This is a genomic window from Treponema sp. R6D11, assembly GCF_054786075.1.
In genome coordinates this window covers 1-22,914 of the sequence record NZ_BDHD01000004.1, presented here as the reverse complement: position 1 = coordinate 22,914, position 22,914 = coordinate 1, and the positions used below count along the sequence as shown (strand labels likewise).

Here is a 22,914-nt window from a genome sequence, read left to right as displayed (position 1 = left end):
TCCTCCAATTTTGTTGAAAAGATTTGACAGTTCTGTCCAAAGGGCAGGGCGTTTCATACAAAATTTGAATAAAACGCCAATTTCGATTTTAACACTTTTTTATATAGTGTCAAGAGAAAATTATACATTTTTATACTAAATTTTGTTTTTTAAATTTAGTATATTTTTTGTTAATTTAGTACTAATTTGCGGTATAAAGCTGTTTATACGGATTTTTAGCGTTAGGTTTTAACACATAAAAACGATCTTTTAAAATCTTTTTAGCGTCCATGTTAAAATGTCCCGCAAATTCGGTAACATATGGGGCAATCTCTTTTAACTCGTCGCTGTCCGCGACTTTTTCGGTAACCTGCGCCGGTAACCCGGAAAGTTCATGGTCTGTTCTGACGAAGATTTTTCCGCCGTGCATGCCTGTTCCTGTAAAATACCACACTGGAATGTCCTGACAGCCGATGCCAAGAACGATAATCAATCCGCCCGCAAGATATTCGCCTAAAAAACTTCCTGCTTTTCCGCCGATGACGATTACAGGTTTTTTTTCTTTGTATTCTTTCATGTGGATACCAGTTCTGTATCCTGTATCGCCCTTAATAAAAATACAGCCGCCTCGCATGGCGTAACCAAGAGCGTCTCCAGCGTTTCCGTGGACGATAATTTTTCCGTCGTTCATTGTGTCGCCTACGGCGTCTTGAGCGTTGCCGTGAACCTCGATAACTCCGCCGTCAAGATACGCTCCAAGAGCGTTGCCCGGAGTTCCTTTTATCGTTATGTGTTTACCGCTCATGCCGCTGCCGATATACCTTTGCCCGTAACAATCTTCTATGTAGTAGATAGTTTCTTTGGCGGTTTTTATCCGTCTGTTTAATTCTCTAAAGTGAAAATTTTGCGCTGAAATCATGATGCCATTCCTCCTAATTTTGCCATTCGGTCTTCTTTTGTAAACGCCATAAGCCCCGGCTTTTCACAGACAAGTTTGAAGTCGATTTTATCAAGCGGTGTGCGTTCGCGGATAAGAGAAGTATAGATACCCGCTTTTTCCACATTGCCGATTAATATATAGCCGTTTAATTTATTATCGCTGTAGAACAGACGTTTAAAATCGCCCTTGCTGTTTTGCGTATATACATCACCTGTGTAATTGCCCGCCGTGATAACATGCAGTCCGAAAAACCCGATTGCATTCATGGGGATTGCCTTATCAAAACTCGCGCCGTCGGTTTTACCCGCCATATTTAACCCAGCGCATTCGCCCTGCATATAAGCGTTAGGCAAAAGCGCCATAATTTTATTTTGTCCGCTTGATATGTCATTTGTCTGAGTACAATCGCCTGCGGCATAAATGTCTTTAGCCGAAGTTTCAGATTTTTCATTTATAACGATACCGCGTTCAATTTTCGCAATTCCGTCCAGTAGAGCGGTATTGGGGCGTACGCCGACTGCGAGAACCAAAACGTCAAATTCCGCAGTTCCACCGTTTTCAAAAACAGCTTTTTTATTTTCAAACTTTTTTACGCTTGAGGACAATTTAAATTCAACGCCCTTGCTTTCAAGATGATTTTGAATAATTTTCGCGCCGTCATCGTCAAGGATACTGGACAAAATGCGGGACGCAAGATCAACTACCGTTATGTGCTTTACACGCTCGTGAATACCTTCGGCGCACTTTAACCCGATAAGACCCGCTCCTATAATCAGTACTCGTTTGTCTTTTCCAAGCATGGTTTCCAATTTTTTAGCGTCGTCAAGACTCATAAAAGTGCATTTGTCTTTTACGGAATCTAGCCCGTCAAAAGGCGGCACAAACGCCGAGGAACCAGTCGCTACAAGCAGTTTGTCATAATCAATTTTTTTGTTATTTGATAAAACAACATTTTTTGCCGCCGAGTCAATTTTTGTTACTGAGACATTGGAGAGCAAAGAGCATTTATTGTCAGTGTAAAAACTTCCGCCGCGATACTTCATTTTCTCCTCGGTAGTCTTACCAAGCAGAAGATAGGAAATTAACGGACGTGAATAGGTATGGTACGGCTCATTTGTGATAATTGTAATTTCGCCTGATTTATCGACTTGCCGGATTCCCTCAACCGCACCAATCCCTGCGGCGGAATTCCCGATAATAACATATTTCATGATCACCCTCTTTCCTCAAAAACAATAGCGTTATTCGGGCAGCCCTTTACGCAAGCCGGAGTACCCGAAGCTGTTTTAACGCACAGTTCGCATTTTTGCACCGCACCCTCGTCCGAAGGAGACACCGCTCCGTAAGGACAACTCAATATACATGTAAAACAGCTAACGCATCTGTCGCTGTCAATCGTAATTACTCCGTCCTTAATTGTTAAAGCGCCTGTAATGCACCCCTTAACACATAACGGCTCCTTGCAATGACGGCAAGAGACGGCAAAACTAATACCGTCTTTTTCCTCTATGCGAATTTTCGGGTTAATTTTTATGCCTTTCAATGCGCGAGCCATATCGCTCTCGTTTGTTCCGGCGAAAGCGCAATAATATTCGCACAAGTGGCATCCCAAACACCATTTTTCGTTTACATATACTCTTTTCACGATTTTACCTCAACACCAAGTAATCATCGCGTCCGGCTCCGACGGACACATATTTTATCGGGCAGTCTACGACTTTTTCGATAAAACGAATGTATTTAATTGCCGCATCCGGTAAGTCTTCCGGTTTTCGGCATTTTGATACGTCTGTTTTGAAGCCTTCCAAATATTGAAATACAGGTTTCGCTTTTTCAAGGGCAGTGCCTGACGGGAAACGAGTGGTCTTTACTCCGTCAACTTCATATTCCGTGCAAATTGGAATCTTGTCAAGGTAAGAAAGAACGTCAAGTTTTGTCAGTGCAAGCTCATTCGCTCCCTGTGCTTGTACTCCGTAACGGCTTGCAGGTACGTCAAATGCGCCGACTCTGCGAGGTCTGCCGGTTGCGGCTCCGTATTCGGCTCCCGCTTCACGCAGGGCGTTGGCTTCATCGCCTGACATTTCAACGGCAAAGGGTCCTTCGCCTACGCAACTGGAAAAGGCTTTCATAATGCCGATAACGCAATCAAGTTTAACGCCGGGTATTCCCGCTCCAATGGGAGCGTAAGCTGCAAGCGTCTGGGACGATGTGGTGTACGGGTAAATACCGTAATCAATGTCACGTAACGCACCCAACTGCGCCTCAAACAAAATGTCTTTTCCTGCTTTTATGGAAGCGGATAAAAAATCAGTCGTATCGGTGATGTAGGGTTTTATTTTCGCTCCAAAATCAGTCAGCCAAGCCATGATTTCGTCTAACTTTACCCCTGATCCGTAAGCCTTAAAAATCATATTTTTCCATTCGATAATATCTACAAGTTTTTGTTTTAAGGTTCCGCCGTCAAGAAGGTCGCCTATCCTTACGCCTTTTTTCATGTATTTGTCGCCGTACACGGGGGCTATGCCTCGGCGTGTAGAGCCGTATTTTTTATCGCCTAAACGATTTTCTTCGAGTATGTCCTGTTCTTTGTGGTACGGCAGGCAGATAAAAGCCTTGTCGCTGATTTTTAAGCTGTCGGGAGTAACCTTAATGCCTTTTTCTTTTAGCTTGTCAATTTCACCGCACAAATGTTCTATGTCGATAACCATGCCGTTTCCCATAACATTTACGGTTCCGTCCCGTAAAATACCGGACGGCAAAAGGTTAAGAATAAATTTCCCCTTATCATTTATGACAGTATGTCCTGCATTATTGCCGCCCTGATAACGGCAGATTATTTCGTACTTTTCCGAAAGCAAATCGACCATGCGTCCCTTGCCCTCATCTCCCCAATTTATACCGACTATCGCAGTAAGCATATCATTCCTCCTTATACCGTTATCTTAACATCAACGCCTAAATATTCTTTATTCAAATTAAGAACTTTTTTTACTTCAGATAAAAATTCTTCTGTTTGCTCTTTCGCTCTGCCTGTAAATTGTTCCGCTGACAGCAAATTATTCATTTCTTTTTCGGTCAATCCAAAAGCTGAATCCGCTAAAATGCGGGCGATTAAATCGTTGTCTTTGCCGTGCAATTTTATTTCTTTTGCCGCTTCCACGGAGTGAATCCTTATCCTTTCGTGGAGAGCCTGCCTGTCGCCGCCTTTTTTTACGCAGTGCATTAAAATATTTTCCGTTGCCATAAAAGGCAATTCTTCGTTTAAATGTTTTTCTATTACTTTTTGATAAACATTAAGACCGCTTACTATATTGATGTAAAGCGAAAGTATAGCGTCTGTGGCAAGAAACGCCTCAGGAATTGATATTCGCCTGTTAGCGGAATCATCGAGAGTGCGTTCAAGCCATTGAGAACTGGCGGTAAGAGCGGGATTAAGAGCGTCAACTGTCACATAACGGGCAAGGGAAGCGATTCGCTCGCTTCTCATTGGGTTTCTTTTGTACGCCATTGCGGAAGAGCCTACTTGAGAGTCCTCAAACGGCTCGTCAACTTCTTTAAGATGAGAAAGCAGGCGGACATCGTTAGAAAATTTATACGCGCTTTGAGCGATACCGGAAAGAACCGACAATGTGTAATAATCAACTTTTCTTGAATAGGTTTGTCCGCTTACGGAGTATACTTTGTCAAAGCCCATTTTTTGGGCAATTTTTTTTTCAAGAGATTTTACTTTTTCATGATCGCCTTCAAAAAGGGAAAGGAAGCTCGCACCTGTTCCGGTTGTGCCTTTACAGCCGAGCAATTTTAAGCCGTTAAGAGTAAAGTCAAGCTGTTCAAGGTCTGATAATAAATCTTGTATCCAAAGCGTTGCCCGTTTTCCGGTCGTAGTCGGCTGTGCCGCCTGAAAATGCGTAAAGGCAAGGCATGGCAACGCTTTATATTTGTCTGCAAAGTCATAGAGTTTGGCTATTGTGTTTACAAGCAGTTTTTTTATTTGCAAAAGAGCGGCTCGTTGCTGAATGATGTCGGTATTGTCGCCCACATAGCATGAAGTAGCTCCAAGGTGGATAATCGGTTTTGCCTTTGGGCATTGTTCGCCGAACGCTCGAATATGTGCCATAACATCGTGCCTTGTCTCCGCTTCAATTTTTGCAGCCGTCTCGTAATTGATGTTTGTTTGTTGAGCTTTCATTTCTTCAATTTGATCCGTACTTATATCAAGCCCCAACTCTTTTTGGCTTTCGGCAAGAGCGATCCACAGTTTTCGCCATGTCGAGAATTTATTGTCGTCCGAGAATATATACTGCATTTGCGTGCTTGCGTATCTTTTACAGAGAGGGTTCTCGTAACGGTCAGGCATTAACCAGCCTCCGCAGACATTCGGCGTAAATTTCCGATGTTTTGCTTAACACCTCGTCAGGCACATTGTCAAATTGCATTTCTCCGTCTTTTTTGTTGTTAAGCAGCCAGTCGCGTACAAATTGTTTGTCGTAACTTTTCGGCGAAGTTCCCACTTGGTAATCGGAAAGACTCCAGAATCTGCTTGAGTCGGGAGTAAGCACTTCATCGGCAATAAAAAGGTTGTTGTTTTCATCAAGACCGAATTCAAATTTAGTATCGGCAATAATAATGTTTTTTTTGTAAGCGTGCTCATAACAAATGTTGTAAATATCAAAACAGATTTTTTCTATTTTTTTCGCTAAGTCGGCTCCGATAGAATCCGCTACATGCTTAACGGAAATATATTCGTCATGCCCTACGTGTGCTTTTGTTGAGGGGGTAAAAAGAGGAGTGGCAAGTTTTTCGGCAAGTTTATAATTGCCTTCAATCTTTTGACCGCAAAATTCTTTTCCTTTGGAATACGCTTCCCACATATTCCCAAACACATATCCCCTAACGATAAATTCAAACGGCAATATTTTAAGTTTTTTAACTAAAACCGTGCGTCCCTCAAATTCGCTTTTCTGAAAAAATTCGGGCATATCTTTTAAGTCACTTGAAATAATATGATTGGGAATAATGTTTTTTGTATAATCAAACCAAAACAAAGAAACGGCGTTTAAAACTTTTCCTTTGTTGAGCACAGGCTTTGACAAGATAACGTCAAATGCTGAAATTCTGTCCGTTGTAACAATGACAAGTCTGTCGTCCGAAACGCCTGATGGTTTTTCGTCAGAAATGTCGTATACTTCCCTTACTTTTCCGCTAATTAATTTTTTCATTTTTACGCTCCTATTCTCCGGCGTGTTTAATTCCTAAAATTTCCAACTCTTTTTCGTTTAACCCGACTCCGCGAAGCATAAGCCTGTTTCCTTTAAGTCCGTCAATCGAGTTAATTCCCATGCCGCCCATCATTTCTTTTATTTCATGCTGCCACGCCGTCAATAAGTTGATAAGGCGCTTGTATCCGATGTCAGGGTTAAGGCGTTTAACAAGCTCTGGAACCTGCGTAGCTATACCCCAATTGCATTTGCCGCCGTGACAACTTCTGCAAAGGTGGCAGCCAAGAGCGATTAACGCTGATGACGCGATGTATACGCAATCCGCGCCAAGAGCGAGCGCTTTTACAATGTCGGCGCTTGAGCGAATACTTCCGCCTACGACAATTGACACGTTATCGCGGATTCCCTCATCGCGTAACCTTTTGTCTACGCCGGCAAGGGCAAGCTCTATGGGAATGCCGACATGGTCGCGTATGCGAGTAGGCGCGGCTCCTGTTCCGCCTCGGAAGCCGTCAATGGCGATTATGTCCGCGCCGCTTCTTGCGATGCCGCTTGCGATAGCGGTAACGTTATGCACTGCGGCAATTTTTACGATTATCGGTTTTTGATAATCGGTAGCTTCTTTTAAAGAGAAAACAAGCTGACGCAAATCTTCGATAGAGTAGATGTCGTGATGCGGCGCGGGAGAAATTGCGTCGGTTCCTTCGGGAATCATTCTGGTACGGGAAATGTCGCCTACTATTTTTGTTCCCGGCAGATGTCCGCCGATACCGGGCTTTGCTCCCTGACCCATTTTAATTTCAACCGCCGCGCCTGAATTTAAATATTCGTGATGAACGCCGAAACGTCCCGATGCTACTTGTACGATTGTATTTTTTCCATATTTATAAAAATCTTCATGCAGACCGCCTTCGCCGGTGTTGTAAAGAATGCCAAGTTCTTCGGCGGCGCGCGCCAAACTTTCATGCGCGTTGTAACTTATGGAGCCGTAACTCATAGCGGAGAACATAATAGGCATAGACAAGTGCAACTGTGGCGGCAGGTTGTTGATAATTCTGCCCTTGTTGTCTCGTTCTATTTTTTCAGGCTTCGCGCCCAAAGATATTCTTGTCTCCATAGGTTCGCGTAACGGGTCGATAGATGGGTTTGTAACCTGTGATGCGTTTAAAAGTATTTTATCAAAGTAAACAGGATAATCTTCCGGGTTACCCATGCTTGACAACAATACGCCGCCTGAATTTGCCTGTTTGTAGATTTCGTCTATCGTTTTGCCGTTCCAATTCATGTTCTGTTTGTAGGTGTTGCCGCTTTTTATAACTTTAAGGGCGCGGGTAGGGCAGAGTGAAACACAACGATGACAGTTAACGCATTTTGAATCATCGCATATCATTTTGTTTTCATCTTCAAGAAACTCGTGCGCTTCGTTGGCGCACTGACGTTCACAGGCGCGGCAGACTATGCATCTGTCGTAATTCCTTATCATTTCATATTCGGGATATATTAAATTTAATGCCATTATGCTTTACCTCTGTTTATGTTGACGATTACCGGCTGACCGCCTCTTGGAGCCCATACGCTGTCAAGGTTCGGCTCAATGATACGGATAGCCGCTTCTTCGCTGGCGATGTAGGTAACATCATCTTTTTCACCAACGACCATACTGCGCAATTTAAGTCTGTCGTTTAACGCCATCAATCCGCCGTCAAAGCCCACAAGGATAGAGAACGGACCCGTTATAAGCTGCGCGCTGAACATTACGCGTAAATACTCATGTATTTCACGCTCCTTCGCGGGTTGTTTTTCAATGGTCTGCCAAAATGAAGCGGCAATTACCGAGGCGATTTCTTCAAAAGAAAGTTTTTGTTTTCTGTGCAGATAATCAATAATGTAGGTAATAACTTCGGTATCGGTTTGAAGCGTACATTTGTAGCCGTACATTTCGATAGCGCGGCGGTTAGTATCGTAGGAAGATATTTCGCCGTTATGCACAACTGAATAATCAAGAAGGGCGAAAGGGTGAGCGCCGCCCCACCAGCCGGGAGTATTTGTCGGGTAACGCCCGTGCGCCGTAAAGCACCAACCTTCATATTCTTCCAGCTTGTAAAAACGCCCTACATCTTCGGGAAACCCGACAGCCTTAAACACGCCCATATTTTTTCCGCTGGAGAAAACATAAGCGCCCTCAATTTTTGTATTGACGCGGAACACGCATTTGGCGGTAAATTCATACTCGTCAAGCTGACTGTCGGCAAGTTTTGTCGGCAATGGAGTTACAAAGTACCGCCAGATCAGCGGCTCATCGGTAATTTCTTTTATTTTTCTGGTCGGGATTTTTGAAAGGTTGATAATATCAAAATGCCTCTCAAGAAATTCCTCGCACTCTCTTTTTGCGGACGAGGATTCGTAGAATAAATGCAAGGCGTAATAATCCTTATATTCAGGGTAGATTCCATACGCGGCAAAACCGCCGCCCAGACCATTAGATCGGTCATGCATGACGCTGATCGATTTAATAATCGCCTCGCCGCTCATACGCCGCCCCGTTCTGTCAATAATGCCTGATATGGCACAGCCGGAAGGTATCCGCACTTGCCCCTCATACTGCATAGAGTAACCTCCAAAAAACGCTAAATAAAAGCACGGTTGGATTTTTAGCGGGAAACGGGAGTCGGACCCGCGCCATGCGCCCCTTTGGGTCGCTTGTCGTAAGGAATGGATTTTATGATCCGCCTCCCACGTTTACTCTCTATTCCCTAACAAATCGTAAATAATGAATTAATCAGTTATTTAAGATTTTATAGCGGGAAACGGGAGTCGGACCCGCGACATCGACCTTGGCAAGGTCGCGCTCTACCACTGAGCTATTCCCGCGCTTTTTCTACCATATCAAATGATAAAAAACGTGTCAAGCGTCGAAAACCTTAATTTTCGAAGGAAATTCAGGCAGATCTGGAAATTTTAAGGCGTAGTAAGCTGTTTTTGCCTTAACTTAAAGTAAGAAAAATGATGAATATGGGGTATAATCGCTGGAATATAAGGCTAGTTTTTATGTCTGTTTTAGGTTATATTTTTATTAGGAGTTACATATGGCTAATGTAATTGATGTTGCTAATTATATTCTTGAAATTTCCCGTGAAGAATCTGAAGACGAAGAATGTGAGCTTATTTCTAATTTGAAACTTCAAAAATTGATTTACTTTTGCCAAGGTTATTCATTTGCGTTTTTCAATAAACCGCTTTTTAATGACGCTATTGAGGCGTGGATGCATGGACCTGTTTGCCCAAAACTTTATCATATGTTGAAAGGCTATGGTTCATTGCCTATAACAGCCTCTATCGAGCCTGATAAAATATCTCTGAATGATAAAGAAAAACAACTTATTAGAATGATATATGATACTTATGGTCAATATTCCGCTATGGGGCTTCGCAAAATTACCCATGAAGAAGGTCCGTGGAAAGATACCCAGACTTCAACCGTTATTTCTTATGAAGCTCTGTCAAAATATTTTACAGAGCGTATTGAAGTAACCTCTGCCGACCATCCTTGGACTGATGAAGAAAGAAAGAAAGCTAAAGAAATACTGGAGGAAGCGGAAGCCAATGGCGAAATTGATCTTTCTCAGTTCTGTGTCCCAATGGGAACTTGAGCAAGTTTCCAAATATCCTGAGATGAAGTTGTTTATTGAAAAACTTAAAGACATGATCGAAAAACATCCTGAAAAAGGACTTCCTGATTCTTTTCTTTCTGTAAAAGGGAAATCTGTTCCTTTTTTAAAACAGTCTGTTAATCTTTCGCTTTTTCCGCATCAATATGCTTTAGGGTACAATTTTATAACTGCTTTTTATGTTTGTAATAATACAGAGATTTTAATTATTGATTTACATTTTTCTTGAACATTTCACCTCCTTATGTTACAATTCCGCATGGCATTGAACTGCGGTATTGTTGGGCTTCCCAATGTGGGAAAGTCTACAATCTTTTCAGCTTTAAGTTCCGCTCCGGCTGAGGCGGCTAATTATCCTTTCTGCACAATTAACCCCAATGTCGGGATCGCAAGCGTTCCCGATTCCCGTCTTGATAAACTCTCGGCTCTTTTTAAGCCCAAAAAAACAATTCCGGCTACTGTGGAATTTGTCGATATTGCAGGGCTTGTTAAAGGTGCGTCAAAAGGTGAAGGGCTAGGCAATCAGTTTCTTTCGCATATCCGCGAGGTTGCAGTTTACGCCCACGTTGTCCGCTGTTTTGAAAACGCCGATGTTATCCATGTAAATAATAAAGTTGATCCTGTTTCCGATATGGAAACCATCGACATTGAGCTTGCCCTTGCCGATTTGCAGGGAGTTGCCAAACGCAGAGAACGTGCGGAAAAAATGTTAAAAGTGCAGAACGAGAAAAAAAACGCCGAGGCGGTTCTTGCCGTACTGGATAAAATAAGCCCGATGCTTGAGGACGGCAAGCCTATCCGATTAGCCAACTTAAACGATGATGAAAAAGCGGCGATTTACGATTGCCATTTTATCACCGCCAAACCTCAACTTTATGTGTGCAATGTTGATGAAGAAGGAATCCGCTCCATTGCCGCAGGCGGCGATGGAAACGTTCATGTGCAAGCCGTGAAAAAAAGAGCGGCGGCGGAAGGTTCTACCGCAATTTGTATTTGCGGTAAGTTCGAGGCGGAGCTTTCGGACATAACCAATATAGAAGAAAAACTTGCCTTCCTTGAGGAGCTTGGGCTAAAAGAGCCGGGTCTTTCTTCTCTTATCCGCTCGGCGTACCAACTGCTTAACCTGCGAACTTTTTTTACGGCTGGAGAAGATGAGTGCAGAGCGTGGACAATTCACGCAGGAGATTCCGCGCCAAAAGCGGCAGGCGTTATTCACACGGATTTTGAAAAAGGTTTTATAAAAGCGGAAGTTTATACATGCGATGATATTTTTAATTACGGAACAGAAGCAAAAATAAAGGAAGCCGGAAAATACCGAGTTGAAGGAAGAGATTATATCGTCCAAGACGGAGACATTATTTTCTTCAAGTTCAACGTATGATTCCGGTGCGGTAACAAGATTTTATGGACAAGCTGACGATCCTCAGAGAAAAATTTGGCTACTCATCTTTTCGTCCCGGGCAGGAAGAAGTGATAGACGCCATTCTTGCAGGGACGGATGCTCTTGCGGTAATGCCCACAGGAGCTGGAAAATCTCTGTGCTACCAAATACCTGCCCTCATGCTTGACGGCATGACAATCGTTATCTCGCCGCTTATTTCTTTAATGAAGGATCAAGTCAGCGCATTAAAAGAAGCGGGATACGGTGCGGCATTTCTAAACAGTTCTTTAAGCGGCAGAGAATATTTTGATACAATGGACGAAATAACAAACGGTATGATTAAATTGCTCTACATCGCTCCTGAACGTCTGCAAAGAGCGGATATGTCCGAATTTGCGATGGACAATATTCCGCTTGTTGTAGTTGACGAGGCGCATTGCGTGTCACAGTGGGGACATGATTTTAGAACAAGTTATCTGCAAATAGCGAAATTTATAAAAAATATTAAACCTCGCCCTGTAGTAGCCGCTTTTACCGCTACCGCAACAGTTAATGTAAGAGAGGATATTTGCAGATTACTGGCGTTACGCAAACCTCTCTCCGTAAACACAGGTTTTGACAGACCCAATCTTTACTTTGAAGTGCAAAAACCGAAAGACAAAAAAATCGCCCTTTTGGAATGTCTTGAAAAACGAAAAGAAGCAAGCGGTATAATTTATTGCGCTACCAGAAAAACTGTAGAAGAAACTTGTGATTTTTTAATTAAGCACGGTTTTAACGCAACTCGTTATCACGCAGGTCTTAACGATGAAGAACGCAGAAAAAATCAGGACGATTTTATTTACGACCGCAAAACAATAATGGTTGCAACTAACGCTTTCGGCATGGGTATAGATAAGTCAAATGTGTCCTATGTTATTCATTACAATATGCCAAAAAATATAGAAAGCTATTATCAGGAAGCTGGCAGGGCGGGACGGGACGGTTCTCCTGCGGATTGCATTCTTTTGTACAATGGTCAGGACGTGAGAATAAATCAGTACCTTATAACCCATGACGAAGATGAAGAAACCGCAGACTATGAGTTGCAAGCCCACAACTTGGAATTGCTTAAACAGATGACATTTTACGCCGCAGGACACGACTGCCTACGCAGACGCTTACTTGCCTACTTTGGCGAACAAATGTCAGCTAACTGCGGCAACTGTTCAAACTGTTTAACGGAATTTGAGGAGACCGATGTTACCGTAGAAGCCAAAAAAATTGTCTCTTGCGTATTCCGTCTGAAACAACGTGGCAGAACTTTTGGCAAGACAATGATAATCGACATTTTGCGAGGCAGTAGAAACGAAAAAGTTCTCCGCTTCGGCTTTGACACCCTCAGCACTTTCGCCATAATGTCAGATATAAAAACGCACAGGATTCGGCAAATACTAGATCACCTAATAGACAAAAATTTTTTATTTGTAGAAGAAGGAGAGTATCCCGTTGTAACTCTCGGTTATGCTGAAGGGTTACTTAATGGGGAAGAGCGAGTTTTAATGAAGCTGCCGCAAGAGCGTGAAAAAGCCACTGATGAGAAAAAGTCAAAGAAAAAAGGCGAAAAACTTTTAGATATACAAAAAACGTCAGATGAAAAAACACCGCGGCAAAGCGGCGTAGAATTTGTTGTTACGCAAATTATATCTGAGGATATTGATGAAGACTTGCTGGACAAATTGAAAAAGTTACGGAGAGAAATCGCCGCAAAGGAATCTGTTCCGGCGTACATAGTTTTTTCTGACGCAAGCCTGCGGGACATGTGCCGCAAAAAGCCGCTCTCAATGGCTCAATTTGCTGACGTTAATGGGGTAGGGAGCGTAAAGTTGGAATAGTACGGAGATATTTTCACTTGCCTTATCCGTAAATATTACGAAGGATAAAAGAGCCTATCATATTTTTTGTGAAAATAGCTCTTCCATTTTTCCTTATTTCTTTAAAAAATCAATGAGATCATTTTTTTCTTTTTCCGGGGGATAATCAACCTCGCTTCGTGAGTATTTTATAGCAATACCGGAAAATATATTTTTCCGACTTGCATAAAATATCCAATAAAGATCTCCTGTATATTCAACCCTTATGTCTACTACTGCGTCAGCCTCCGGATATTTTTTCTTTGCTTCATTAAGTAAGTCAGCGTATGTTACTCCGCCATACTGATAGATGTATAAATCTATACTAGGTACAAATGGAACTGTAGGTGTACTAAATCCAAGTATTCCAAACCATTTTTTTTCTAAAACGATTGAACCTAAAATGGTATATTTTGGAGTACCGTTTTGCTCCCATTTTAAACGTCTTTTATCAAAATCTGTTGCTTTAGCCGTTGATATTTTCGTAGCGCATCCGGAAAGAAACAACCCGATTACCAGAATAAATCCCAATACTCCAAACCAGTTCTTTTTGTGTACCATTTTTTCCTCCTCAAATTTCATTATTTTGATATTATCAATCTTTGAAATATCAATAATTATCGTAATATATACATGAAATATCATAGTTTGTCAATAAGAACTCAGTGATATTTCACTATAATTCAACATTAAATGGGCTACAATTTCAGGGAAAATTTGAGAAATGAACTCAATTATCAAGGGGTAATTGTAAAGGAATTAAGCTCCCGAACAGGTATTCCAATAGCTTCGCTTGATTGTTATCTTGGGACACGAGCGACTGTCCCTTCCGTAGAAAACGCCGTCAAAATTGCCCGTGAATTAAAAGTCTCGGTTGAGTACCTTGTTACCGGTGAAGACACCGCATTAGGGTTAAAGAAATCAAATTATAGCCGTGAAGCGCAAGAATTAATCCGTCTTATCGGAACCCTTAATCAAGACCAATGTAAAGCAATCCTAAAATTAACGCAAACTTTCAAGAAATAGCTGTTTGTTACAATAGACGCAATCTTTTAAAAATGCTAATCTATCCCCATGTCAGAAAGCAAGCAAAATGAAAAATTAGCAACTATCCGCCACTCTGTAAGCCACGTTATGGCTCAAGCTGTGGTAAAACTTTTTCCCGGAACAAAAACCGCAATTGGTCCTGCAATCGAAAACGGTTTTTATTACGATTTCCTCCTGCCTCGGCAAATTACCGCCGAAGATCTCCTCGCCATCGAAGCGGAGATGAAAAAAATTATCGACAGTCGTCATGATTTTGTTAAAGTTATTGTTAGCAGAAAAGACGCACTTGACCAATTTGCCGCCGAAGAATTTAAAACAGAGCTTATCAATGAATTGTCGGAAGGCGAAGAAATTTCTATTTACGAAAATCGTGATGCGGACGGCAAAGTCCAATGGATCGATTTATGTAGCGGTCCCCATGTCGCTAACACAAGAGAGATAAATTCCGCCGCATTCAAACTGTTGAATATAGCCGGTGCTTACTGGCGAGGCGATGAAAAACGCCCCATGCTTACACGCATTTACGGAACGGTTTGGGAAAATCCCAAAGACTTAAAAGCACATCTTGCGTTCCTTGAAGAAGTTGAAAAAAGGGATCACCGCAGAATAGGCAAAGAGATGGATCTTTACTCAACACATGAGGAAGCCGGAGCGGGACTTATCTATTGGCATCCGCACGGCGGCAGAATGAGAGTCGCCCTTGAGGATTTTTGGCGGCAGGAACATTACCGTAACGGTTACGAAATACTTTACACGCCGCACATCGGCAAAAGTTGGCTATGGGAAAAATCTGGGCATCTTGGTTTTTACAAGGGAAACATGTACAGCCCCATGGAAATTGACTATCAGGATTATTTTATAAAACCGATGAACTGTCCGTTCCATATTTTAATTTACAATAATAAGGGACACTCTTACCGTGACCTGCCCTTGCGTTGGGCGGAACTTGGAACAGTCTACCGCTATGAACGTTCAGGCGTTTTGCATGGACTTCTTCGTGTGCGAGGTTTCACGCAAGACGACGCACACATCATCTGTACGCCGCAACAAATGGAAAGCGAGATACGTGAAGTTTTGCGTTTCAGTTTGATGATTTGGAATGTTTTCGGCTTTAAGGAAATAAAGGCGTACCTTGCCACAAAGCCCAAAGAATCAGTCGGCGAGCAGAGCAAGTGGGACGCAGCTTTGGAAAGTTTGCGTAACGCAATCAACGCCGAAGGACTTCCCTACCAAATTGACGAAGGCGGCGGAGCGTTTTACGGACCAAAAATCGATATAAAAATTAAAGACGCTCTCGGCAGAGAATGGCAAATGTCCACAATTCAATTTGATTTTAACGAACCTGAACGCTTTGACATGACATTTGTAGATACCGACGGACAGCACAAACGCCCATACATGATACACCGAGCGCTTTTCGGCAGTATCGAAAGATTTTTCGGCGTACTTATCGAACACTTTGGCGGAGCGTTTCCCGTTTGGATTGCCCCCGAACAGGCGGCTGTTATTCCCGTATCGGAAGTGTTTAACGAATACGCTCAAAAAGCCGCCGCCGCCCTTAAATCGCATGATTTGCGTGTAACGGCTGAGTTAGGCGATGAACGCATGAACGCAAAAATCCGTGATTGCCAAACTCGAAAAATTCCCTATATGCTTGTTGTAGGTCAGCGTGAAGCCGATGAAGGAACAGTATCAATCCGCCTGCGTGACGGAAAACAACTGGAAGCGATGAAAATAGAAGATTTTGCCAAATACGTTCATGGAAAAATAGAAAGCAAATCTTTGGAGTTGTGAAAAGACAGTAATGGACAGGCTTGTTAAGATATTAAATTTTTTATCAACTAACAAAACTGTAAAAATTTCCCTTCTTGCCGAAATACTTGATGTCTCAAATGTTACGTTGCGTAAAGATTTGGATAACCTTGAAAAACGTGGTATCATTCGCAAAAAGCACGGCTACGCAAGTCTTGACGGTGCTGATGATACAGGCAAACGAATGGCGTTTAACCATTCAATCAAGCGAAGAATCGCCAAAGCTGCGGCACAATTAGTTGATGAGGGCGAAACAATTATGCTTGAATCTGGTTCATGTTGCGCGTTATTCGCCGAAGAACTTGCCATTGCCAAAAAAAATGTTACGATAATTACGAATTCTATTTTCATTGCCAATTATGTTTGTAAAATGCAAAATATAAAAATCATCATTCTTGGCGGATATTTTCAGCCTGAATCTCAAGTTTTGGTCGGAACAATAACGACAAATTGCGCCGAATCATTTTTTATAGACAAATTCTTTTTAGGCGCTGACGGATTTGTAGCAGGGCAGGGGTTCACCGGAGGGGATCATCTTCGTGTTGAAACAGCGTTAAAACTTTCGCAACGAGCAAAAAAGATTTACATACTGACAGAAGCCGAAAAATTTAAACGCCAAGGAGCGTACAATTTAATTACGCTCGACAAACTGACAGGCATTTTCACCGATGACGGCATTCCCAAAGCCGCCGAAGCCGATTTACAAAAAAACAACGTAAAAGTTTACAAAGTGCCGTCAGTAGAAGAGCAGATTAAATGGCGGCAATTTGAAGGGCAGCCGCCAATTATGTATAAAGAGAGAGATGAGTAGTTCTCAAAGAAGACTCTCACAAAGGACACGAAGGAAGAGAAGGACACAAAGAAGAAACTAGAACACAAATAGATGAACACATCTTCATAAACTATGCACCGACAGCTAGTTTTTCATGGACTAGATCGCTGATTACCTGTGTGTGGCTTTTATGAAATTTCTCCGCCTGTACGCACAAATATGAAAACACATCTTTATCCAGTTCGCTTAATTGCAGGGATTTATTGATAAACCCGGGTTTTAAACCTAGTTTTAATAGATTTGGTCCTGGCTCAACAGTGTTATCAATAATGTGTTTGTCCCAATACTCACATTCGGCATCGGTCATTCCTGTTCGTTTTTCAATATCTGTCATGGTTTTTCTCAGTAAGACCGTGTATAAAAGCTGTATCACGAAAGATGAATTCCGGTTCCATAGGTTATTATACCATTTTTCACGGCTTTGTGAAACCACTATCTACTTTGTTTCCTTCACACGCTTGTGTAATTTATTCATTAATTAGCGAATGATTTAACTATGAGGCAATGGATAATTTTTGCTTGACAAACTCTCTGAAAAAGTTAAAATATTACCATGAGCGAAAAAACCGCTATGTTAAGTAAAACATTTCCAAATAATCTGTTTTTGCGAAAAAACAATGAACGGATAACAATATCCCCCCCCCCGTGATTTTCGTTCTCTAAACAACCGCTTAACAACGCTTTTTTTGAAAATAGTTAAAATTTATTTTCTCTTTGGAAAAACGCAGGATTTCCGTGTATGCGGAAACACCTGCTTTTTTATATCAAGTCGGCAGGACTTAAAACTGCAAGGAGTAAAACATGAAAAGGAATAGTATTGCAGTATTGGCATTGGTATTAGTGGTTGCCTTTGCAGGCTGTTCAAAAAGTAGCGGTTCAGCAAAAACAAAGGTTCAGGAAACCGATGTGAAATTCTTTAAATACGACCTGTCGAAGGACGGCAAGGGCATCGTGATAACCGATTATACTGTGGATAATCCGTTACCAGTAGTTATTCGGCGAAAATCGAGGATATGCCGGTAGTTGAAATAGGGAAGGAGCCTTTTCGTAATAAAAAATTCGTTCCTTCTGTTACCATCCCTAGCACAGTTACAAAAATCGGGGACAGTGCGTTTATGGGCTCCTCTATTCAGAGCGTGAACATACCCGATGGCGTAACTGAAATAGGGAGTATTGCGTTCAGCGGCACTAATCTAAAGAGCATATACATGCCCGACAGCGTAACAAAAATAGTAGGTGATAACTGGGGCGGCGTATTCGGGAATTGTATATATTTGACGGAAGTGCGACTTTCAGACAATCTCACCGTTATTCCAAATCAAATGTTTAAGGACAGTAAAACACTCTATAAAGTAAACCTGCCCAAAAACCTCAAGGAAATAGGTGGCACAGCTTTTTGGAATTGCGGTAATCTAACGGAACTTACTATCCCAGAATCGCTTACCAGTTTGAAATTTACAGGTGATGATTCTGACAGCAACAATGCTTTCGGGGGTTGTGGCAAGCTACCCATCAAGACGCGCCAGAGACTTCAGGAATTGGGCTATAAGGGTAAGTGGAGTTTTTAATTGAAGCAGTAACAAAGCGGTCTCGTATGAGACCGCAAATATGATAGGAGGAAAGAAAATGGATGAAGAATTATGGGAAAGTGCTGTAAAGTTTTGGCTTTCAAAATGCTTTAGTATTAATAACCCTTCGAAGAGGCAACTCGAAATTACTGATACTTACTTAAATAGTATGAATGTTGAAAAAGATGATGTTATATCTTTTTGCAAATCGACGGGTTGGAAATATGGACACGCAAGTTAAACGCAACAGTGTCTGACACTAGCACAGAAAAGTTAAATGCAGAGTGTCAGACACCGAATTTCGGTAGTGTCGCTGATAAAAAGGCGACACTATCTATAGCATGATTTTTATTTTAATTAGCGGTAAAGATGTATGCCCAATAAATATTACACAGTCATGGCAAATGCCTCATTTGTGCTAATTTCTATTATTACTGAAAAAAATTGTCAGTGTGGTCTGGGGGTAACGCCTTATGTGCCGAGTTTCTTCCCGAGGCTCAGAAGGCGTTACCCCCAGACCACACTAAAGATATTAATCAGTAAAAAGGGAATTGACAAAGGAGAAAATTCTTTAGGCATACACCATTAATAATTCTTCAGTATCCCCAATAACCTCTGCCTATCTATCGCTCTCAAAAAACTAGCCAGCCGAGGACCCTGATCTTTCCCAATCAACGCCTGATAAGCTGCGGTAAAAAGAGCCTTACCGTCAACCCCCGCTTTTTCCGCCGCAGAATAAATCGCCGAGGAGCAAGTTTTGTCGTCAGGGAATGATTCTATATTACTGATAACATCGTCACGAAGAATACGCACAGCGTTTTTTTCAGTTTCAGAGAAAGAAGAATTTACAGCACTCCCTTCAGACAGTAACTTAAAACGGAATTCTTCAGGAGCGCAATTTTCCACCCAGTACTTCGCCCGTTCAGAACGTGTTTTTAATGCAGGAAGCTGTTCTTTTTTTAGATTGCCGTCGTTAGCTGAAATATCGGCAAGTGTTTTTTCAATGTCGCCGTCCGCTATCTGAATCAAACTGCATAAGTGGCGGAATGGAACTTGATACGGCTTAACCCTGTCTTCCAACCGCTTTGTTTTTCCGTCCTCGCTAACTTGTGAAAGCTCATAAATACGCAATTCTTTTTGATACGTTGTATCATCTTTTGCAGCCTCAATCTTCCAAGCGATACGCTCGGTCTTGTCGTAGTCCTCGTAAATTTTTATCACGTCAAGATCAAAAGAAATTGTAAATTCGGTATTAGGTCTTGTTCCTGCAAACAGATAACGGGCTACTTCCGGCGTGTAAACATTAAGCACGTCATCAAGAGTAATTACGTTACCCGACGATGACGACATCTTTCCCGGAAGCCCCTTAGTGCCGATAAAATCGTAGCGGAAAGTAATCGGAGCGTCCCAATCGTACACGTCCTTGCACACATGACGAGCCGTGTCAAAACTTCCCCCCTGACTATGATGATCCTTACCCGCCGGCTCAAAATCAACTTTTTCGTATTCCCAACGCATAGGCCAGTCGATACGCCACGACAACTTGATACCCTTTGCTTTTCGTATATCCAACGTCTCCTTATTGCCGCACTTGTTACATTTGTAACTCAAACCCCAATCGCCGTCCCAACCTACAATCTCGGTTTCGTCCTTATTGCATTTTTCGCAAAAAACGCTCACAGGCCACCATTCGCCCTGAATCTTGTGGTCGTCATCACGGAACTTGTCCAAAATTTCTTTGAGCACGCCACGCTTCTCAAGTGCTTTTCGTATACCTTGAGCGTAAAGAGAAGATCGATAACGTTCCGCCTGATAAATATATTCGGGAAAAATCCCAACTTTAGGCAGAATACTTTCAACATCGACTTCATGATGACGAGCATAACTTGAATCACGCTCCCACGGATCAGGAACCATAGTTATGGGAAAACGCAGATAACTTTCAAGCTCATCCTGCTTAGGCATATTTTTAGGCACTTTACGGAACACATCATAATCGTCCCAAGAATAAATAAACCGCACCTTTTTCCCCATATCACGCAAAGCCTGTGCCACCAAATCGACAGAAATAATTTCCCTAAAGTTTCCAATATGCACAGTCCCCGACGGAGTAATCCCCGACGCACAAGTATAGAGTTCCTTTTCGCCCTTATCAAAAATAATTTTCGCAGCGGCTTCGTCCGCCCAATGTCCTGTTGTAGTTTTCATAGGTATATATTAGCAATAAATATTGACAGAAGCAACCAATAAAAATTGAAGATTTCACTTTGCTATAACGTGGAGATAATGAAAGATTTATTGATATAACAACTTAAAACGGTCCAATATTATTATTGACAAATAAAGAATATTCTATAGTATAATATAAATGAGGTTATATAAATGCAGAATAATATATCAGATATAAAACAAAATTTAAACGAAATTTCACAAATAATTGCCCAAACAGTACCTGTAGAATCAATTTATCTATTCGGCTCCTATGCATACGGAACGCCGGACAAAGATTCAGATTTGGATTTATATATCGTTTTTAAAGATGATCTGCCCATGAGGGAAATAGAAGCACTTACAGCTATTCGCATAGCCATTGATTCTGTAAAAAATAAATCTGTCGATTTATTAGGTTTAAAACATAATCGTTTTCATGTTCGGAAACAATATGCTACACTGGAACGTAAAATAGCCATGGATGGTATAAAACTTTATGGATAATAAAGAGGATATATTACAACAATGGCTTGATAAAGGAAAAGATGAATTAAGATCTAAAGCCTTTATTTTAACCGGATATGCCGTATTACCACGTTATCCAAACGAACTTAACATTACAAATGATGATATGAGAACTGCCTTAAATCACGCAAAAAGCATTCAAGAATTTGTTATGAAGATACTTAACAAATCAGCATAAGCCCATATCAAGAACAGCCTGTCGTGTTTTCGCAGTTATCGCACTTCAAATAGGTTCCGTAAAATTTTTGGGATAAAAAATTCGTGGTAAAAACTATAATAAATACCACGACAATAGTAATTTTATATACACGATGTATAATTTTTTATACGTTTTTGGGCTTATTTTTAAGATAATTGTATAAAATCGATATTTTTACATTTGCGTAATTCTATACAGGATAAGGACTTACATAATATCGATGTCTAAATATCGAACTTGGCACGATTATTGCTATGTATATGGTATGGATAGAGCAAGAACATTATTACAGCCGATTTTCTCCAATCTTACACCCAAAGTTACAATTTGGAAAGATTCAGGCGAGTTAAGAACAGAAATCATCAGAAAAGCTATCCATTTTCTTATCGCCCTTACTCCAAGCTTGGCGGCTATAAACAAGACGGCAACAGTGGCTATTTTAATAGTTGGAACTTTGGGCTATACGTTGATGGAATATTTGCGTCTTTCAGGCGTAAAAATCCCTGTTGTTTCTTCTATAACAAGCATGGCTTCCAGACAGCGTGATATTGGGCATTTTGTAATGGGACCCGTTACCTTGGGATTAGGTGCTCTCCTTGCCCTGCTTTTGTATCCTTCAAATGCGGCGGCAATCGGGATTTATGCCCTTGCTTTTGGAGACGGAATAGCCAGTTTGGTGGGCAAATTCACTGGAAAATGGCGACCTGCGTTCCTTTGTGGGAAAAGCGTAGAAGGCTCATTAGCCTGTTTCGCCGCAGTTTTGATCAGTGCCTATGCGGTTTGCGGCAATACCCAAATCGCCTTTGTGGCGGCTTTAACGGCAATGGTTGTGGAAGCCCTTCCTATGGAAGATTATGACAATATCGTAATCCCCATAACCGTTGGATTGGTCGTCCAATTTGCGTCAATAACGCTGTAAAAAGCGTCAAAAAAATTCGTAAAAAAAAGTGATTTTTTTGGCGAAAACGCTTGACAAAAAAAAATTATTTTGCTATTATTGTTTACAGGATATCAAAGGGGTGGAACTTTAGGGTTCGCCAACCGGGATTAGTTCGGATTCTTCAAAGAGTCTTTCTTTGAAAAAGCGTGCGTCTGGGAGTTTTACAAGGCATTGCCAAAGTAAAACGAAGACGCGTTTCCAAACGCTGTACAAACGAAAAAAAGAAAATTTTTTTCAAAAAGCACTTGACAAAGTGCTTGCGAAAATAGTATTTTCTAAAAACTTGCGCAATTGCATTTTTGCGTTTACGCAAGATTGCCCAATTATGGGCTGGAACTAAAGTTATGTAACTTTTGTTCGGAACTTTAAGTTCCATGTTATTTGGCAACAAGTCTGCTTTTGAAAAAAAGCAGGCATTAGGGAAGGGGAGAGTTCGACCACCAAAAGTGGTCGGAGAAAGAAGGAGATTCAGTTGATTGTTGCAATAAACTGAATCTATGCAGCAAGCGTATTGCTAAACCAAAGCCGGAAACGGCTTAGAGATTTAGCTTGGGAAGTTTTACTGTTTACAATAGTAAAGCTTCTACCCTGAGCAATTTTGCTAGGGACTCAAAATGGAATTATCTACCCGACTTCGGTCGGATAGAATCAATATCATGGAGAGTTTGATCCTGGCTCAGAACGAACGCTGGCGGCGCGTC

Annotated in this window: 24 protein-coding genes and 1 tRNA gene; 13 read left to right on the top strand and 12 right to left on the bottom strand. The window is 41.6% G+C overall.

What is annotated here, in order from left to right:
- Positions 1 to 181: 181 nt before the first annotated feature.
- The 9 genes from ACYVTD_RS01235 to ACYVTD_RS01195 all read right to left on the bottom strand — a co-directional run bounded on the left by ACYVTD_RS01235 (position 182) and on the right by ACYVTD_RS01195 (position 9,009).
- On the bottom strand, positions 182 to 898 hold the full coding sequence (locus ACYVTD_RS01235; protein WP_461245958.1) for a GltB/FmdC/FwdC-like GXGXG domain-containing protein: 717 nt from the start codon (positions 896 to 898) through the stop codon (positions 182 to 184).
- On the bottom strand, positions 895 to 2,130 hold the full coding sequence (locus tag ACYVTD_RS01230) for an NAD(P)/FAD-dependent oxidoreductase (RefSeq protein WP_461245957.1): 1,236 nt from the start codon (positions 2,128 to 2,130) through the stop codon (positions 895 to 897). The genes ACYVTD_RS01235 and ACYVTD_RS01230 overlap by 4 nt, the downstream gene beginning before the upstream one ends.
- Positions 2,131 to 2,132: 2 nt before the next feature.
- Positions 2,133 to 2,564, bottom strand: a complete 432-nt coding sequence (locus tag ACYVTD_RS01225) for a 4Fe-4S dicluster domain-containing protein (RefSeq protein ID WP_461245956.1) — start codon at positions 2,562 to 2,564, stop codon at positions 2,133 to 2,135.
- Between the two features lie 4 nt (positions 2,565 to 2,568).
- Positions 2,569 to 3,837 carry an adenylosuccinate synthase gene (locus tag ACYVTD_RS01220; protein ID WP_461245955.1) on the bottom strand — a complete coding sequence of 423 codons (1,269 nt, stop codon included), beginning with the start codon at positions 3,835 to 3,837 and terminating at the stop codon, positions 2,569 to 2,571.
- 11 nt (positions 3,838 to 3,848) lie between these two features.
- Positions 3,849 to 5,276, bottom strand: a complete 1,428-nt coding sequence (purB, locus tag ACYVTD_RS01215; protein WP_461245954.1) for an adenylosuccinate lyase — start codon at positions 5,274 to 5,276, stop codon at positions 3,849 to 3,851.
- A complete protein-coding gene (locus ACYVTD_RS01210; RefSeq protein WP_461245953.1) occupies positions 5,269 to 6,138 on the bottom strand; it encodes a phosphoribosylaminoimidazolesuccinocarboxamide synthase in 870 nt (289 codons plus the stop codon). Before ACYVTD_RS01210 ends, purB begins: the two co-directional genes overlap by 8 nt.
- 10 nt (positions 6,139 to 6,148) lie before the next feature.
- Positions 6,149 to 7,654: a glutamate synthase-related protein gene (locus tag ACYVTD_RS01205; RefSeq protein WP_461245952.1), complete on the bottom strand. Its 1,506-nt coding sequence runs from the start codon at positions 7,652 to 7,654 to the stop codon at positions 6,149 to 6,151.
- Positions 7,654 to 8,745 carry a class II glutamine amidotransferase gene (locus tag ACYVTD_RS01200; RefSeq protein WP_461245951.1) on the bottom strand — a complete coding sequence of 364 codons (1,092 nt, stop codon included), beginning with the start codon at positions 8,743 to 8,745 and terminating at the stop codon, positions 7,654 to 7,656. Before ACYVTD_RS01200 ends, ACYVTD_RS01205 begins: the two co-directional genes overlap by 1 nt.
- 192 nt (positions 8,746 to 8,937) lie before the next feature.
- A tRNA-Gly gene (locus ACYVTD_RS01195) sits at positions 8,938 to 9,009 on the bottom strand.
- A 215-nt stretch (positions 9,010 to 9,224) separates the two neighbouring features.
- Here ACYVTD_RS01195 and ACYVTD_RS01190 point away from each other — a divergent pair.
- The 4 genes from ACYVTD_RS01190 to recQ are packed head-to-tail and all read left to right on the top strand — an operon-like array spanning position 9,225 to position 13,061.
- Complete coding sequence (locus ACYVTD_RS01190; RefSeq protein WP_461245950.1) at positions 9,225 to 9,788, top strand: Panacea domain-containing protein; 564 nt, start codon at positions 9,225 to 9,227, stop codon at positions 9,786 to 9,788.
- Complete coding sequence (locus ACYVTD_RS01185; protein ID WP_461245949.1) at positions 9,769 to 10,035, top strand: hypothetical protein; 267 nt, start codon at positions 9,769 to 9,771, stop codon at positions 10,033 to 10,035. Before ACYVTD_RS01190 ends, ACYVTD_RS01185 begins: the two co-directional genes overlap by 20 nt.
- A 30-nt stretch (positions 10,036 to 10,065) precedes the next feature.
- Entirely contained in the window at positions 10,066 to 11,187 is a 1,122-nt protein-coding gene (gene ychF / locus ACYVTD_RS01180; protein ID WP_461245978.1) for a redox-regulated ATPase YchF, read from the top strand.
- Positions 11,188 to 11,210: 23 nt separating this feature from the next.
- Positions 11,211 to 13,061: a DNA helicase RecQ gene (gene recQ / locus ACYVTD_RS01175; RefSeq protein WP_461245948.1), complete on the top strand. Its 1,851-nt coding sequence runs from the start codon at positions 11,211 to 11,213 to the stop codon at positions 13,059 to 13,061.
- Positions 13,062 to 13,154: 93 nt separating this feature from the next.
- Here recQ and ACYVTD_RS01170 read toward each other — a convergent pair whose 3' ends face one another.
- Entirely contained in the window at positions 13,155 to 13,661 is a 507-nt protein-coding gene (locus tag ACYVTD_RS01170) for a hypothetical protein (RefSeq protein ID WP_461245947.1), read from the bottom strand.
- A gap of 135 nt (positions 13,662 to 13,796) precedes the next feature.
- Between ACYVTD_RS01170 and ACYVTD_RS01165 the strand changes: the two genes are divergently transcribed.
- From ACYVTD_RS01165 to ACYVTD_RS01155, 3 genes are read left to right on the top strand one after another with little or no spacing between them, the layout of a single operon-like run.
- Positions 13,797 to 14,105 (top strand): helix-turn-helix domain-containing protein, encoded by a 309-nt coding sequence (locus ACYVTD_RS01165; RefSeq protein ID WP_461245946.1) that lies wholly within the window; start codon positions 13,797 to 13,799, stop codon positions 14,103 to 14,105.
- Positions 14,106 to 14,153: 48 nt separating this feature from the next.
- Positions 14,154 to 15,920 (top strand): threonine--tRNA ligase, encoded by a 1,767-nt coding sequence (gene thrS, locus ACYVTD_RS01160; protein WP_461245945.1) that lies wholly within the window; start codon positions 14,154 to 14,156, stop codon positions 15,918 to 15,920.
- Between the two features lie 10 nt (positions 15,921 to 15,930).
- Entirely contained in the window at positions 15,931 to 16,749 is an 819-nt protein-coding gene (locus ACYVTD_RS01155; RefSeq protein WP_461245944.1) for a DeoR/GlpR family DNA-binding transcription regulator, read from the top strand.
- A 91-nt stretch (positions 16,750 to 16,840) separates the two neighbouring features.
- Here the strand turns inward: ACYVTD_RS01155 and ACYVTD_RS01150 are convergent, their stop codons facing one another.
- Positions 16,841 to 17,104: a hypothetical protein gene (locus ACYVTD_RS01150; protein WP_461245943.1), complete on the bottom strand. Its 264-nt coding sequence runs from the start codon at positions 17,102 to 17,104 to the stop codon at positions 16,841 to 16,843.
- 467 nt (positions 17,105 to 17,571) lie between these two features.
- Between ACYVTD_RS01150 and ACYVTD_RS01145 the strand changes: the two genes are divergently transcribed.
- The 3 genes from ACYVTD_RS01145 to ACYVTD_RS01135 are packed head-to-tail and all read left to right on the top strand — an operon-like array spanning position 17,572 to position 18,579.
- Entirely contained in the window at positions 17,572 to 17,793 is a 222-nt protein-coding gene (locus tag ACYVTD_RS01145) for a hypothetical protein (RefSeq protein ID WP_461245942.1), read from the top strand.
- A complete protein-coding gene (locus ACYVTD_RS01140; protein WP_461245941.1) occupies positions 17,784 to 18,338 on the top strand; it encodes a leucine-rich repeat domain-containing protein in 555 nt (184 codons plus the stop codon). The genes ACYVTD_RS01145 and ACYVTD_RS01140 overlap by 10 nt, the downstream gene beginning before the upstream one ends.
- 58 nt (positions 18,339 to 18,396) lie before the next feature.
- Positions 18,397 to 18,579 carry a hypothetical protein gene (locus tag ACYVTD_RS01135; RefSeq protein ID WP_461245940.1) on the top strand — a complete coding sequence of 61 codons (183 nt, stop codon included), beginning with the start codon at positions 18,397 to 18,399 and terminating at the stop codon, positions 18,577 to 18,579.
- A gap of 344 nt (positions 18,580 to 18,923) precedes the next feature.
- Here the strand turns inward: ACYVTD_RS01135 and lysS are convergent, their stop codons facing one another.
- Entirely contained in the window at positions 18,924 to 20,546 is a 1,623-nt protein-coding gene (gene lysS / locus ACYVTD_RS01130) for a lysine--tRNA ligase (RefSeq protein ID WP_461245939.1), read from the bottom strand.
- Positions 20,547 to 20,720: 174 nt separating this feature from the next.
- On the opposite strand from lysS, the gene ACYVTD_RS01125 reads away from it, so the two are divergent.
- The 3 genes from ACYVTD_RS01125 (at position 20,721) to ACYVTD_RS01115 (ending at position 22,192) form a co-directional block, all read left to right on the top strand.
- Complete coding sequence (locus ACYVTD_RS01125) at positions 20,721 to 21,053, top strand: nucleotidyltransferase family protein (RefSeq protein ID WP_461245938.1); 333 nt, start codon at positions 20,721 to 20,723, stop codon at positions 21,051 to 21,053.
- Complete coding sequence (locus tag ACYVTD_RS01120) at positions 21,046 to 21,252, top strand: HEPN domain-containing protein (RefSeq protein ID WP_461245937.1); 207 nt, start codon at positions 21,046 to 21,048, stop codon at positions 21,250 to 21,252. Before ACYVTD_RS01125 ends, ACYVTD_RS01120 begins: the two co-directional genes overlap by 8 nt.
- A gap of 286 nt (positions 21,253 to 21,538) precedes the next feature.
- Positions 21,539 to 22,192: a diacylglycerol/polyprenol kinase family protein gene (locus ACYVTD_RS01115; protein ID WP_461245936.1), complete on the top strand. Its 654-nt coding sequence runs from the start codon at positions 21,539 to 21,541 to the stop codon at positions 22,190 to 22,192.
- Positions 22,193 to 22,914: the final 722 nt, after the last annotated feature.

Excerpts from the sequence above, each read along its gene's own strand:
- ACYVTD_RS01125 (WP_461245938.1), top strand. The coding sequence starts at position 20,721 with ATGCAGAATAATATATCAGATATAAAACAAAATTTAAACGAAATTTCA.
- ACYVTD_RS01230 (WP_461245957.1), bottom strand. The coding sequence starts at position 2,130 with ATGAAATATGTTATTATCGGGAATTCCGCCGCAGGGATTGGTGCGGTT.
- lysS (WP_461245939.1), bottom strand. The coding sequence starts at position 20,546 with ATGAAAACTACAACAGGACATTGGGCGGACGAAGCCGCTGCGAAAATT.
- ychF (WP_461245978.1), top strand. The coding sequence starts at position 10,066 with ATGGCATTGAACTGCGGTATTGTTGGGCTTCCCAATGTGGGAAAGTCT.
- ACYVTD_RS01155 (WP_461245944.1), top strand. The coding sequence starts at position 15,931 with ATGGACAGGCTTGTTAAGATATTAAATTTTTTATCAACTAACAAAACT.
- ACYVTD_RS01135 (WP_461245940.1), top strand. The coding sequence starts at position 18,397 with ATGGATGAAGAATTATGGGAAAGTGCTGTAAAGTTTTGGCTTTCAAAA.
- ACYVTD_RS01205 (WP_461245952.1), bottom strand. The coding sequence starts at position 7,654 with ATGGCATTAAATTTAATATATCCCGAATATGAAATGATAAGGAATTAC.
- ACYVTD_RS01200 (WP_461245951.1), bottom strand. The coding sequence starts at position 8,745 with ATGCAGTATGAGGGGCAAGTGCGGATACCTTCCGGCTGTGCCATATCA.
- ACYVTD_RS01140 (WP_461245941.1), top strand. The coding sequence starts at position 17,784 with ATGCCGGTAGTTGAAATAGGGAAGGAGCCTTTTCGTAATAAAAAATTC.
- recQ (WP_461245948.1), top strand. The coding sequence starts at position 11,211 with ATGGACAAGCTGACGATCCTCAGAGAAAAATTTGGCTACTCATCTTTT.
- ACYVTD_RS01190 (WP_461245950.1), top strand. The coding sequence starts at position 9,225 with ATGGCTAATGTAATTGATGTTGCTAATTATATTCTTGAAATTTCCCGT.
- ACYVTD_RS01220 (WP_461245955.1), bottom strand. The coding sequence starts at position 3,837 with ATGCTTACTGCGATAGTCGGTATAAATTGGGGAGATGAGGGCAAGGGA.
- ACYVTD_RS01150 (WP_461245943.1), bottom strand. The coding sequence starts at position 17,104 with ATGACAGATATTGAAAAACGAACAGGAATGACCGATGCCGAATGTGAG.
- ACYVTD_RS01120 (WP_461245937.1), top strand. The coding sequence starts at position 21,046 with ATGGATAATAAAGAGGATATATTACAACAATGGCTTGATAAAGGAAAA.
- purB (WP_461245954.1), bottom strand. The coding sequence starts at position 5,276 with ATGCCTGACCGTTACGAGAACCCTCTCTGTAAAAGATACGCAAGCACG.
- ACYVTD_RS01210 (WP_461245953.1), bottom strand. The coding sequence starts at position 6,138 with ATGAAAAAATTAATTAGCGGAAAAGTAAGGGAAGTATACGACATTTCT.
- thrS (WP_461245945.1), top strand. The coding sequence starts at position 14,154 with ATGTCAGAAAGCAAGCAAAATGAAAAATTAGCAACTATCCGCCACTCT.
- ACYVTD_RS01145 (WP_461245942.1), top strand. The coding sequence starts at position 17,572 with ATGAAAAGGAATAGTATTGCAGTATTGGCATTGGTATTAGTGGTTGCC.
- ACYVTD_RS01115 (WP_461245936.1), top strand. The coding sequence starts at position 21,539 with ATGGATAGAGCAAGAACATTATTACAGCCGATTTTCTCCAATCTTACA.
- ACYVTD_RS01235 (WP_461245958.1), bottom strand. The coding sequence starts at position 898 with ATGATTTCAGCGCAAAATTTTCACTTTAGAGAATTAAACAGACGGATA.
- ACYVTD_RS01170 (WP_461245947.1), bottom strand. The coding sequence starts at position 13,661 with ATGAAATTTGAGGAGGAAAAAATGGTACACAAAAAGAACTGGTTTGGA.